This window comes from Pseudoalteromonas sp. 2CM28B (genome assembly GCF_023161935.1).
Genome location: NZ_JALNTH010000034.1, coordinates 13,126 through 25,425, shown reverse-complemented (window position 1 = coordinate 25,425; position 12,300 = coordinate 13,126). Strand labels below are relative to the sequence as shown.

12 protein-coding genes are annotated in these 12,300 nt (G+C 39.8%); 8 read left to right on the top strand and 4 right to left on the bottom strand.

Going from position 1 to position 12,300, the window contains the following annotated elements:
• Nucleotide 1: 1 nt before the first annotated feature.
• Complete coding sequence (locus MTN96_RS28960) at nucleotides 2–895, bottom strand: bifunctional GNAT family N-acetyltransferase/hotdog fold thioesterase (protein WP_036980946.1); 894 nt, start codon at nucleotides 893–895, stop codon at nucleotides 2–4.
• A 122-nt stretch (nucleotides 896–1,017) separates the two neighbouring features.
• Here MTN96_RS28960 and MTN96_RS28955 point away from each other — a divergent pair, with 122 nt between their 5' ends.
• Nucleotides 1,018–1,764: a spermidine synthase gene (locus MTN96_RS28955; protein WP_248533648.1), complete on the top strand. Its 747-nt coding sequence runs from the start codon at nucleotides 1,018–1,020 to the stop codon at nucleotides 1,762–1,764.
• Here the strand turns inward: MTN96_RS28955 and dtd are convergent.
• Both dtd and MTN96_RS28945 read right to left on the bottom strand, forming a co-directional pair.
• The gene (dtd, locus tag MTN96_RS28950) at nucleotides 1,761–2,198 is read right to left on the bottom strand and encodes a D-aminoacyl-tRNA deacylase (RefSeq protein WP_033102725.1); all 438 of its coding nucleotides are present in this window, start codon (nucleotides 2,196–2,198) and stop codon (nucleotides 1,761–1,763) included. The genes MTN96_RS28955 and dtd overlap by 4 nt on opposite strands.
• The gene (locus tag MTN96_RS28945; protein ID WP_036983355.1) at nucleotides 2,199–3,080 is read right to left on the bottom strand and encodes a virulence factor BrkB family protein; all 882 of its coding nucleotides are present in this window, start codon (nucleotides 3,078–3,080) and stop codon (nucleotides 2,199–2,201) included.
• Nucleotides 3,081–3,166: 86 nt separating this feature from the next.
• On the opposite strand from MTN96_RS28945, the gene MTN96_RS28940 reads away from it, so the two are divergent.
• The 4 genes from MTN96_RS28940 to MTN96_RS28925 all read left to right on the top strand — a co-directional run bounded on the left by MTN96_RS28940 (nucleotide 3,167) and on the right by MTN96_RS28925 (nucleotide 6,373).
• Nucleotides 3,167–3,820 (top strand): DUF2959 domain-containing protein, encoded by a 654-nt coding sequence (locus MTN96_RS28940; RefSeq protein WP_013463802.1) that lies wholly within the window; start codon nucleotides 3,167–3,169, stop codon nucleotides 3,818–3,820.
• Nucleotides 3,821–3,958: 138 nt separating this feature from the next.
• Nucleotides 3,959–5,050 carry an MBL fold metallo-hydrolase gene (locus MTN96_RS28935; RefSeq protein ID WP_248533646.1) on the top strand — a complete coding sequence of 364 codons (1,092 nt, stop codon included), beginning with the start codon at nucleotides 3,959–3,961 and terminating at the stop codon, nucleotides 5,048–5,050.
• A 147-nt stretch (nucleotides 5,051–5,197) separates the two neighbouring features.
• On the top strand, nucleotides 5,198–5,563 hold the full coding sequence (locus MTN96_RS28930) for a BLUF domain-containing protein (protein WP_374276138.1): 366 nt from the start codon (nucleotides 5,198–5,200) through the stop codon (nucleotides 5,561–5,563).
• A 126-nt stretch (nucleotides 5,564–5,689) separates the two neighbouring features.
• Nucleotides 5,690–6,373 (top strand): CBM9 family sugar-binding protein, encoded by a 684-nt coding sequence (locus tag MTN96_RS28925; RefSeq protein ID WP_248533644.1) that lies wholly within the window; start codon nucleotides 5,690–5,692, stop codon nucleotides 6,371–6,373.
• A 395-nt stretch (nucleotides 6,374–6,768) separates the two neighbouring features.
• On the opposite strand, the gene typA is transcribed toward MTN96_RS28925, so the two are convergent.
• Nucleotides 6,769–8,592 carry a translational GTPase TypA gene (gene typA, locus MTN96_RS28920; protein ID WP_138626625.1) on the bottom strand — a complete coding sequence of 608 codons (1,824 nt, stop codon included), beginning with the start codon at nucleotides 8,590–8,592 and terminating at the stop codon, nucleotides 6,769–6,771.
• A 506-nt stretch (nucleotides 8,593–9,098) separates the two neighbouring features.
• Here typA and glnA point away from each other — a divergent pair.
• The 3 genes from glnA to glnL all read left to right on the top strand — a co-directional run bounded on the left by glnA (nucleotide 9,099) and on the right by glnL (nucleotide 12,294).
• On the top strand, nucleotides 9,099–10,505 hold the full coding sequence (gene glnA / locus MTN96_RS28915; RefSeq protein ID WP_138626624.1) for a glutamate--ammonia ligase: 1,407 nt from the start codon (nucleotides 9,099–9,101) through the stop codon (nucleotides 10,503–10,505).
• 115 nt (nucleotides 10,506–10,620) lie between these two features.
• On the top strand, nucleotides 10,621–11,142 hold the full coding sequence (locus MTN96_RS28910) for a DUF4124 domain-containing protein (RefSeq protein ID WP_138626623.1): 522 nt from the start codon (nucleotides 10,621–10,623) through the stop codon (nucleotides 11,140–11,142).
• A gap of 81 nt (nucleotides 11,143–11,223) precedes the next feature.
• On the top strand, nucleotides 11,224–12,294 hold the full coding sequence (gene glnL / locus MTN96_RS28905; protein WP_248533673.1) for a nitrogen regulation protein NR(II): 1,071 nt from the start codon (nucleotides 11,224–11,226) through the stop codon (nucleotides 12,292–12,294).
• Nucleotides 12,295–12,300: the final 6 nt, after the last annotated feature.

The window sequence follows — 12,300 nt, the reverse complement described above, 5'->3', positions numbered from 1 at the left end:
ATCACTTTTTAACTACAAACTGCCCTTCAAACTGGGCAACTACTTGGTCACCATCAAAAATGGTTACTGGTACTAAATAGCTCGCCTTACCCGCCTCTTGTAACTCATTTAAGTTACCTTTACAGGTTTGAATATCAACACAGCCTTTAGGATCGGTATTCAGTGGTTTTAAATATTTAATATTAGCATCGGCTAACACTATATTGCCCTCAAGTCCGGCTTCTTTTAATGCTAAATACGTTGCTCCCCAACCCGTTAATGTAGCTAGGCTATAAATAGAGCCCGCAAACATGGTGTTGTGTAAGTTTAAGTTAGCATTTAAATCTGCACGAGTAGTAAATTGCCAATCTGTGTAACTTTCTACTTTTATTCCCATAGCATCACTAATGGGGATTGATTCACGCCATGTGTTTTGCAGTACTTGAGTCCAATTAGGGTGGCGAAACCAACCTGGCTCACTCGGTTTGAGCTTAACCATTTTGTAATGCTGTACATCACCATAAGCCAAATGTGCTTTTTCTTTATTTTCATAGCCATGGCGCTGATAAAATTCCAGAGCACGTTCACGAGCAAACAACACTAATTCATCAGCATCTTGATTCCACGCTATTTTTTCTAGCTCATGTAGTAAACGGCTACCAATATGTTGATTACGGTTACCCTCTGCAACCGCCATATAACGTACTTGAGCTTGTTGCTGATTATTAAAGTGCAAACGAGCCACACCCAATACTTCACCCGCTTTATTTTTAATGAAGCGATGCTCAGCCTCTTGCTCTAAATCGTCTTGCTCAGAGCCCCGAGGTTCGCCCCATGGGGCACGTAAAACCTGCCAGCGTAATTGGTAATAGGCTTGCCAGTCTTCACTACTTTGTGGGGTGCTCACTTGAAACATACATACTCCATAAATTAAAAATGTAAAATATTACGCTGTGCATTTTGTGAAAAACACCATACTCGATCTGGGTAAAACTGCAAATAAGACTTTGGTGCTGAGAAAACAGCTGTAAAAAATTAATGACAAAAGCCGTTGCGATTTACCTCTGCTGGTTTATGCTCAATAGCATGAATAAATATATCCATTGCAGTAGTGGCCTGATCAGCCAACATTTTATTGAGCATAGTTCATCGCTAGGCCAGTTACTTTATTGGCATAATCAGCATGGTGAGCACATACAAGTAAGAGAGTATCAACAACTTCGCTGGCTACTCATTAATAACACCTTGCAGTCTGTTATTTTAAAAGCAAAACCACATGCATTGCTGTTTCCGCACCTTGCTTATTTAGCAACGGCTTGGCAACAGCTACCTGCGCCTAAAAAAGTACTCGAACTGGGGTTAGGTGGCGGTGCCATTCGTAATTACCTATTAGAGCAGTATCCTCAAGTGCAGGTTACTTCAGTAGAGAAAAGCCCCCATATTATTGACTGTTATCAACAATTTTTTGCCCCCAGTGAACAACAACAGATTCATTGCGAGGATGCGCAAACAATTTTAAAATCAGCAGAGCAGATGGACTGGGTTATTTTAGATTTATTTAGTGAATTAGACGCCCCGCGATTTTTATTTGATTCATGCTTTTATCAAACAATTTATGATGCACTTGCTCAACAGGGCGTATTATTTATTAACTTTTTATCGCAGCACTCATCACAACTTACTCAGTTACAACATGTACTACTGACTGTATTTGGGAAGACTATTAGTATTCAAAAAATTACCGGCTTTGTTAATCATATTGTGATTGTAGAAAAAGCACGTTAAGCGGTTAAATTAAAGGTAACCGGCCCATCGTTACATAAACTCACCTGCATATCGGCTGCAAATTCACCGGTCGCGACCTTAATACCGAGTAATTTAGCCTGCTCTACAAAGTAATTATATAGCGCTTGCGCTTGGTCTGGTGTAGCTGCCGATGAAAAGCTAGGCCGCATGCCTTTTTTTGTATTGGCTGCGAGCGTAAATTGCGATACGACTAACAGTTCGCCTTGTATGTCTTTAAGGCTGAGATTCATTTTATCGTTTTCGTCATTAAAAATACGGTAATTGGTGACTTTGTGTAATAGTTTATCAGCGCTGCTTTCATCATCTTCTTTTTCCACCCCCAGCAATAATACAATGCCTTGTTTAATTTCACCGACAAGCTGTTGGTCTATCACCACGTTAGCGTGTGTTACTCGTTGAATTAATCCCTGCATTTACTCTGTATCCTCTACTTGTTGATCTTTTTTATTGTAATGCTTCATGTTAATACACACAGTGAATTCAGCGCCTAGTAGCACCACGACCCACGACAAGTAAACCCATACAAACAAAATGGGAATGGTTGCTACCGCACCATAAATCACTTCGTATGATGGAAAATGGCTAATGTACAAAGCAAAGCCTTTTTTGGTTAGCTCAAATAACATGGCAGCAAATAGCGCACCGGGAACGGCCGCCTTAAACGAAACGCGAGTATTAGGCACTAAGGTGTAAAGCATAATAAAACCAGCCATAGAGATAGCGTACGGTAGTAGCTTTAACAAGAAACCACTAAACCCTGGGATCCCTTGATCGGCAAACGATACCAACGACACAATATAAGAGGTGACACCAATGCTCGCACCCAGTAACACGGGCCCTAAGCTGAGTACCATCCAATATACGGCAAACGATATCATCATCGGGCGTTTTTTCTTTACTCGCCAAATACGGTTTAGCGTGGCATCTACATTACGAATAAGTAGCAAGGCAATGGCTGCTAAAAAGCCAATACCTACTGCCGTCATTTGATTGGCATTACTAGCAAACGAGCTAATATGCTCTTTAATGACACCAGAAGAGGTGGGCACAAAGTTAGTAAACAAAAAGCTCTCAATAGCTAAACGAGTCGACTCAAATCCTGGAAAAGCAGAAAATATTGCTACACCTACAGCAATAAGTGGGACTAACGAAAGTAAAGTAACGTACGCTAAATACCCTGCATTAATGGTTATTTGATCGTCAATACAGCGATTAAAATATTGCATCCACCAGCCTGGTTGCAGTTTTAAAAACGCCTTAACTTGCTGTTTGTAATGGGAGAGCTTATCATTCATACAATTAACTTTGTTGGTGAGCTTTTGATTATAATAACAATCAAGGCCATAATTTACAGCATTAACACTCGTAAATAGGAATTCAGATGAAAAAACAAACATTTTTAGGGACAACCATACTTGCGTTAATGCTGATGCTCTCTGGTTGTCAGTCTGCTTATTATTCGGCAATGGAAAAAGTAGGTGTTCATAAGCGTGATATTTTGATTGACCGCGTAGAAGAAACAAAAGACTCACAACAAGAGTCTCAACAAGAATTTCAATCAGCACTTGAGCGTTTAACTACACTTATTAATTTTGATGGCGGTGAATTGCAAGATGCTTACAATCAACTTAATGACGATTACGAGTCAAGCCTTCAAGCGGCAAACGAAGTATCAAGTAATATTAATAAAGTTGAAGACGTAGCAGAAGCTTTATTTGATGAGTGGAATGATGAGTTAGAGCAATACAAAAGTGCCTCACTTAAGCGTGAAAGCAGCAAAAAGTTAGCAGCAACACAACGTCAATTCGACCAGTTACTTCGCTCAATGCGCAGCGCCGAGAGCAAAATGGAGCCGGTATTATCATCTTTAAAAGACAACGTATTGTATTTAAAGCATAACTTAAATGCGCAAGCGGTAGCGGCTATCAAAGGTGAATTTACTAACTTAAAGCGCGATATTCAGTTATTAATGAATGATATGAACAAATCGATTGAAGACTCAAATAAATTTATTGAGCAAATGAATAAATCCTAAATATTTAACCTATTAAACTGAGCCCGCTAAAAATAGCGGGCTTTTTTATACACACTTTTTGTTACTTTTTTGTCCTTTTTTAGCAAACTGCTTTTGTTACACTTTCAGTAAAATAAAAATAACAACTAAAAATGAATTATGAAAATACATACACTTAGCTTAATCATCGCCTCCAGTGTGCTCGTTGCATGCAGCACTGCGAATAATATTGAGGTTATTGCAGGCCCTGATACCGTTATTCCACTTCATCAACAAGGTGAGCAAGCTGGGCGCTACCACAACCTCTACCCAGGCAAAAAAAGTTATCCTGTTAGCTGTGAAACTGATTGCTACCCAAAAAACAATAACTTAATTTGTGAAACAGAGGCTGAAAACTGCCAATATCAAGGTAAGCAAAAAAATCCGCAGGTTAATGCGGGCTTTACTATTCGTTGGCTCGGACACGCAGGCTTTGTGATCAAAACCCCGAATGGCCAACAAGTTGTATTTGATCCCGTAAAAGAGCAATTTGACTCGCCTATTGATTTAGCTTTTCGTCTTACTTCAGGATTTTATCGCAAGCCTGGCGACTGGCTCACAGACAATGAATTGAAAAACTTAGTCGCCGTTATGTATTCTCACATTCACTACGATCATTTCAATAAAGCCGATATTGAAGAAATTGGTAATCAGCCTCGCTACCTAACCCCCCTTGGTATGGCTGATAACTTTCCAACAGGTGGCTTTAACATTAGTGAAATGGCATGGTATGCAAAAACTAAAATTAATGATTTAACCATTCATGCGCTACCTGCGCATCATTTTAGTAGTCGTGTTTTAGTGCCTTTTATTTATGAAGATAACAATAAAGACCTATGGAATGGCTGGTTACTTGAGCAAAGTGGTAGCACTTTATTTTTTGCAGGCGACACTGGTTATTCAAAACACTTTAACGATATACAGCAAAAATATGGCGATATCGATGTGTGCTTAATGCCTATTGCCTCTTATTACCATAAAGAGAACGGCAACTGGTACCGTTATGTACATACCACTCCTGAGGATGCATTAACCGCAGCACAAGCGCTTAACTGTAAAGTAATGATACCGTGGGGCTATGGTAACTCAAGTTGGAAGATGGGCGATCACAGCAGCCACTCTGCACTACTGCGCTTATTGCATATGCATAAAAAAATGAACTCGAAGATCCCTCTGTATATTTTAAATGAAGGTGAAAGCATCCAGCTTTAGTTAGTCATTTACACAAAATGCGTTTACATAATTAGTAATAACCCCCTCACTGAACTATCTTTAATTAACTAAACAGTCAGGGGGTTTTATTTTTCTTGTGCGACTCATTTACGCCAGTAAAGTAAGTAGTGGTTTGGGCCTGAAGATATAGAAAATATTTTACAAAATGCGCGAACCTACAATGTAAAAACAAATGTCACCGGCATGTTATGTTTTAGTAATGAGTACTTTTTACAATGCCTTGAAGGCTCCAGAACCGCTGTTAATAATACCTATCAACAAATATTAAATGACAAACGTCATCACAATGTAATTATGCTCAACTATACCCAAATTCCCGAAAGAGAGTTTGAAACATGGTCAATGGGCTATGTGCCGCAATCACAGCTAACCGAATTACTTAATCTAAAATACTCGGGTAACATTGACTTTAACCCTTTTAAAATGTCGGGTGAAAGCGCGCATTTATTAATGTTGACATTAAAAACAAGCATAACTGGGGCAATAAGTTAATATAATAAATACAACTATGAAATTGTTTTTAATTGCTATTTAAGCCAAGTTAAACCATCTTTAATTGATGAGCTTATTAATGAAAAAACACTACTCGCTTTTAGTTTACTTTTCACCCAACCACTTATGGCTATTGAAGTTAGTCATACATCAACAGCTATTATTATTGATGGTGTCTCTGAAAGTACATGGGATAGCGCCACATGGCATCCTATACCAAACCTAATGGATGGCGCACTTCCCTCATCAGAGGCCGATTTTAAAGGCCGATACCGTCTTTTATGGGATGAAAACTACTTGTATTTACAAGTAGATATTAGTGACGATGTGCTGATAGATACTCACCCAAATCCAACTGATAAATACTGGGATGATGATGCCTTAGAAGTGTTTATAGATAGTGACGCATCGGGTGGGAATCATCAGTTTAATCATACCGCGTTTGCTTATCACATTGGCCTTGATAACCAAGCAGCCGATTATGGCCCTGATAAAAAAGCGCATTTATATACCGACCACTTAGTTAGTAACTGCAAACGCAATACCACTGCGCCCTATAACATCACGTGGGAAGTGGCAATAAAACTCTACCCGAATGATTATCAACAAGGCGCACAAAACACACCGATTAAGTTAACTGAAAAACACCTCATTGGTTTTATGCTCGCCTACTGCGATAACGATGGTAGCGAAGTACGCGAACGCTTTATGGGCTCCCATGAAGTACAACCAGTCAATGGTGACAGAAACCGTGGGTTTATAGATGCAGATGTATTTGGCAAAATCACCCTACTGCCAAAAAGTAAGTAACCATTAATACAATAGTTGAAAACGTAGGTTGGGCTGAGCACAGCGAAACCAAGCAAAAAGTATCCTAGCAACAATTACAGGTGCTTTACATTATAGATTGTTTAAGATCTGACTCTTTTACTGCTCACTCCCTTCTCTTTGTGCAAATATTTTTTAAGTGAATTATTCACAAAGAGGATAAGAGGCGCAGCGCTTTTAGAGGAAAAAAACTATGTTGCAAGGTTTACAAAGTCTAGCGGCTTTCACCTAATAGCCACATTAATACCAAGCGATTCAATTACACTGTTCTAATCTGACAGCTGACGACTTATAGCTAATAGCGCTTGTTTTCACCCACAAAAAAACCGCTGTATTTTGCAATACAGCGGCTTTTATTATGCTTACTCTAAAAACTATTAAGCTTTAGCAGCACGACCCGCACGCTTACGCTCACTTTCAGTTAAGTGGCGTTTACGAATACGAATGTTCTCAGGTGTTACTTCTACTAACTCGTCATCATCGATGAACTCAAGCGCTTGCTCAAGTGTGTAGTTCAATGGTGGCGTAAGTGTTTGTGCTTCATCTGTACCAGATGCACGAACGTTAGTAAGCTGCTTACCTTTAAGTGCGTTAACGGTAAGGTCGTTATCACGGCTATGAATACCGATAACCATACCTTCGTAAACTTCAACACCGTGACCGATGAATAATTTACCACGCTCTTGTAAGTTGAATAATGCGTTAGTAAGTGCTTTACCTGTCGCATTTGCAATCATTACACCGTTCTTACGTGCGCCAATAGTACCGCCTTTATGAGGACCGTAATGATCGAATGTGTGGTACATAAGGCCAGAACCAGAAGTAAGCGTCATGAAGTCAGTTTGGAAACCGATTAAACCACGGCTTGGGATCATAAAGTCCATACGCATACGGCCTTTACCATCTGGTGCCATATCAGTAAGTTCCCCCTTACGAAGACCAATTTGCTCCATGATAGAACCTTGGTGCTCTTCTTCACAGTCAATTGTTACTGTTTCATACGGTTCTTCTAATACACCGTCTACTTCACGCAAAATTACTTCTGGACGTGATACAGCTAGCTCGTAACCTTCACGGCGCATGTTCTCGATTAAGATACCAAGGTGTAATTCACCACGGCCAGATACGCGGAAGCTATCTGGGTTATCTGTCTCTTCTACACGAAGTGCAACGTTATGTACAAGCTCGTTTTGTAAACGCTCAAGGATATTACGCGACGTTACAAACTTACCTTCTTTACCAGCAAATGGTGATGTATTTACAGAGAAGGTCATTGTTACTGTAGGCTCATCAACACTTAGTGGAGGTAGTGCTTCAACATTATTAGGCGCACACACTGTGTCTGATATTTTCAGCTCACCAATACCTGTTACTGTTACGATATTACCTGCATAACCACGGTCAGTTTCGATTCGCTCAAGACCTAAATAACTTTGTACTGAACCAATTTTACCGTTACGCGTAGAACCATCAGCGCTGATAATAGTCACTTGTTGGTTAGGAGCAACAGAGCCACGCTTAATACGACCAACACCGATTACACCTTTATAAGAGTTGTAATCAAGCTGAGAGATTTGCATTTGGAAGTCACCTTCAGGATCAGCTTCTGGTGGTGATACTTCGTCAACGATCATTTGGAACATAGGTTCCATGTTGTCAGACGGCTCGTCTAAATCTAATGTAGCCCAACCATTGATTGCTGAAGCGTAGATTACTTTAAAGTCTAACTGTTCGTCAGTTGCACCAAGGTTATCGAATAAATCAAAGATTTGATCCATAACCCAATCAGGACGTGCACCAGGCTTATCAATCTTATTGATAACAACAATTGGCTTTAAGCCTTGTGCGAATGCTTTTTGCGTTACGAAACGCGTTTGTGGCATTGGACCTTCTTGAGCATCAACAAGTAACAATACTGAGTCAGCCATCGAAAGTACGCGTTCAACTTCACCACCAAAATCGGCGTGTCCCGGGGTATCTACGATATTGATATGGTAGTCTTTCCAAGAAATGGCTGTATTTTTGGCCAAAATGGTAATACCACGTTCTTTCTCAATGTCGTTTGAGTCCATCACGCGCTCTTCGTTACCGCCGCGTGTTTCTAATGTACCTGATTGCTCAAGTAGTTTGTCAACCAACGTTGTTTTACCGTGGTCAACGTGCGCGATAATCGCTATATTTCTTAACTGTTCGATGCTCATATTTTTACTCAGAGAAGTTTATTCTCATTGATCCTGCAAGATCTACGCACTCATCTGTGTTTTCACCAGATGTCCCAGCATAGGATTTAAAAGGGCGCATATTATCCCTCATTAATGACATGGATGAAAGTTTATCCAATACAATTTTAAAAACTTTCTTAATACTTTTACTAAGTATCTGTTTTTTATATGACATTTATATGAAATAAATTTCGACAAATTACATAAACTGTCATTTTTTAGCTAATTTGTTAATTGCTTTGGCGCTATTTACTATTTAAGTTAAGCTGATTTAGGTGATTAAAATACATGCAAATTTAAGTGTGGATTTTTTGCACCATTATGGATATCTTACGCACCAAAAAAGTGCAATACGCATGGCTATTTTTGTGCAGCCATATTTTTTAACTTAATAAACAGTAGGTTAAAATAATGGCATAAAATCGGCTTACTAGTAGCTAAAGCATTTAATGCAGCAATAATAAAACCCAATAGTTGGAGGACACATGTCACAATCGGTTTTAGATTTTATTAAAGAAAATGACGTTAAGTTCATTGATTTACGCTTTACTGACACAAAAGGTAAAGAGCAACATATTTCTATTCCTCACCATCAAGTTGATGAAGACTTTTTTGAAGATGGAAAGATGTTTGACGGTTCTTCAATTGCTGGCTGGAAAGGCATCAACGAATCAGACATGGTGTTATTACCAGATGCAGATTCAATTAAACTTGACCCTTTCACAGAAGAAACAACGCTAATAGTTCGTTGTGACGTGGTTGAACCTTCTACATTACAAGGTTACGAACGCGACCCTCGCTCAGTTGCTAAGCGCGCTGAAGAGTACATGCGCTCTACGGGTATTGCTGACACTGTTTTATTTGGTCCTGAGCCAGAGTTTTTCGTATTTGACGATGTTAAATACAAATCTGACATGTCAGGTTCAATGTATAAAATTGATTCTAAGCAAGCAGCTTGGAACTCAGATAAAGAATATGCAGATGGAAACACAGGCCATCGCCCAGGTGTTAAAGGCGGTTACTTCCCAGTTGCACCTGTTGATGATTTCCAAGATTGGCGTTCTGCAACGTGCCTAGTTTTAGAAGAAATGGGGCAAGTTGTTGAAGCGCATCACCACGAAGTGGCGACTGCCGGTCAAAACGAAATTGCAACGCGTTTTAACACTATGGTGTTAAAGGCCGATGAAATCCAAGAAATGAAATATGTTATCCACAACATGGCTCACCTTTACGGTAAAACGGCAACATTTATGCCTAAACCTATTGTTGGTGATAACGGTTCTGGTATGCACTGTCACCAGTCTTTAGCAAAAGATGGCGTAAACTTATTCGCAGGTGATAAATACGGCGGACTTTCTGAAGATGCACTTTACTACATTGGCGGTATCATCAAACATGCTAAAGCGATCAACGCTTTTGCTAATGCGTCAACTAACTCATACAAACGTTTAGTACCTGGTTTTGAAGCTCCGGTAATGCTTGCATACTCGGCTCGTAACCGTTCGGCATCAATCCGTATTCCAGTTGTGCCATCTGCAAAAGGTCGTCGTATCGAAGTACGCTTCCCAGATCCAACTGCTAACCCATACCTTGCTTTCTCTGCAATGCTTATGGCTGGCCTTGACGGAATTAAAAACAAGATCCACCCTGGCGATGCTATGGACAAGGACTTATACGACTTACCAGCTGAAGAAGCGGCAGAAATTCCAACAGTAGCCTCATCATTAGATGAAGCATTAGCTGCGCTTGATTCAGACCGTGAATTCTTAAACCAAGGTGGTGTATTCACCAATGACCTAATCGATGCTTACATCGCACTTAAGTCAAAAGAAGTTGAAAAACTTAACATGACAACTCACCCAGTTGAGTTCGAAATGTACTACAGCTGTTAATTTATTAACCGATAAAATAATGTGTGTTTTAAGCCCGCTTTGCGGGCTTTTTTTATGGTAAATTTAACGGTTCTACACTAAAGTGAAGTTAGTTTAAACAATGCAGGATAGCTGGATGGTAGGTAAGATTTTGTTGCTATTAATAGCTTTAATGTTAAGCCTTAATAGCCATGCGAGCGATAAAAAAATTTACGCATGGAAAGACAAAAATGGGGTGCTGGTTTTTTCAGATACTCCTCAGCCTGGCGCTAAAGAGGTTAAACTCACGAGCCAACATCTCAGCATGCCCGCTACAAACACCGATATTCTTGATACTGCTCCTACTAAAACAGCAGTAAAGTTTAGTATTAGTATTTCATCGCCTGAACCACAGCAAACTATAAGAGAAAACACGGGCTCTGTGTATGTCTCTACCCGTATTGCCCCTCGATTTGAAGCTGGATTTACCATTGGTTTATTTTTAGATGGCGTTGCCATTGGTGCACCGAGCGATACGACAACACTGGCGTTAAGAGATGTGGAGCGAGGCCAACACACACTGCAAGTTAAACTTTATAATAAACAAAATCAGGTAATTGCAACCAGTCCTGAAAGTGTATTTTTTATGCACCGTAAAGGCCTTAACATAGGTCGATAATTACAATTAAGTACGCGTGTTTAGCGTATATTTTTCTAAAAACCTTGCCTACCTGCCCAGGCGCACTAAAATGGTGCAATGATGATTAATAAAACACATTTTAGCCCAGAGCTACTGAATATAATTTGGCAAAACCAAACCACCGCCCTGATGTTACTTGATGAAAGCTTTCAGCTTATTTACGCTAACACCAGTGCCAGTGAATTACTTGGCTTAGGCGAAAAACGTTTGCTAGGACAAGCATTCGACGATTTATTTAACTACCATTCTATCGACTTAAAACGTATTGCGCAGTACTCGTTAGTTGATGGTGTAGACTGCCACCAGCATAGAGCTGACGTGGTGTTTATCGATTCTCGCCATGCAAAACTAGCGGTGAGTACTCGGCGAATAAAACATAACAACACCTATTATATTTTATTTGAATGTCGACAAACCGATGACGAAATAAAGCACGATCAGGTCTCAAATCAAATGCATCAATACCAAGCTGCACGTAACTTAATTCGCGGTTTGGCCCATGAAATTAAAAACCCGCTGGGTGGAATTCGCGGGGCGGCGCAATTATTGCAGTACGAGGGTGATCAACAAGAAAGAGATCAATGTGCAGAACTGATAATTGAACAAGCCGATCGGTTGCGTGAATTAGTTGATAGACTCCTTGGGCCTAACCAACTACCGCAAAAATCGTATGGCAATATACATCAAACATTAGAGTCGGTTGTTAAACTCAGTACGTTAGATAACAACCGCGATATTCGGTTAATTAAAGACTACGACCCGAGTATTCCTGATGTTTATATTGATCAGAGCAAAGTTCAACAAGTGGTGCTTAATATTGTGCGTAATGCGCAACAGGCATTGGTAGATGGTGGCGAAATAAAAATAAAAACACGGATTAATTATCAGCATCGTCGTCCGGGCAAAGCCCCTAAAAAGGCATTGCTTATTCAAGTAATGGATAACGGCCCAGGTATTGATGCTAATTTACGCGACACCTTATTTTACCCTATGACCACTAATAAAGAAGGTGGCTCGGGACTTGGATTATCTATAGCGCAAACCTTGATTGATCAACATGATGGCTATATCGAATGCGATAGTTGGCCAGGACATACTGAATTTAATATTTATCTGCCATTTACAGATTAATACTTT

Bases quoted from the DNA above. Each gene is read 5' to 3' on its own strand.
- MTN96_RS28960 (WP_036980946.1), bottom strand. From the start codon at position 895: ATGTTTCAAGTGAGCACCCCACAAAGTAGTGAAGACTGGCAAGCCTAT.
- MTN96_RS28955 (WP_248533648.1), top strand. From the start codon at position 1,018: ATGACAAAAGCCGTTGCGATTTACCTCTGCTGGTTTATGCTCAATAGC.
- dtd (WP_033102725.1), bottom strand. From the start codon at position 2,198: ATGCAGGGATTAATTCAACGAGTAACACACGCTAACGTGGTGATAGAC.
- MTN96_RS28945 (WP_036983355.1), bottom strand. From the start codon at position 3,080: ATGAATGATAAGCTCTCCCATTACAAACAGCAAGTTAAGGCGTTTTTA.
- MTN96_RS28940 (WP_013463802.1), top strand. From the start codon at position 3,167: ATGAAAAAACAAACATTTTTAGGGACAACCATACTTGCGTTAATGCTG.
- MTN96_RS28935 (WP_248533646.1), top strand. From the start codon at position 3,959: ATGAAAATACATACACTTAGCTTAATCATCGCCTCCAGTGTGCTCGTT.
- MTN96_RS28925 (WP_248533644.1), top strand. From the start codon at position 5,690: ATGGCTATTGAAGTTAGTCATACATCAACAGCTATTATTATTGATGGT.
- typA (WP_138626625.1), bottom strand. From the start codon at position 8,592: ATGAGCATCGAACAGTTAAGAAATATAGCGATTATCGCGCACGTTGAC.
- glnA (WP_138626624.1), top strand. From the start codon at position 9,099: ATGTCACAATCGGTTTTAGATTTTATTAAAGAAAATGACGTTAAGTTC.
- MTN96_RS28910 (WP_138626623.1), top strand. From the start codon at position 10,621: ATGGTAGGTAAGATTTTGTTGCTATTAATAGCTTTAATGTTAAGCCTT.
- glnL (WP_248533673.1), top strand. From the start codon at position 11,224: ATGATTAATAAAACACATTTTAGCCCAGAGCTACTGAATATAATTTGG.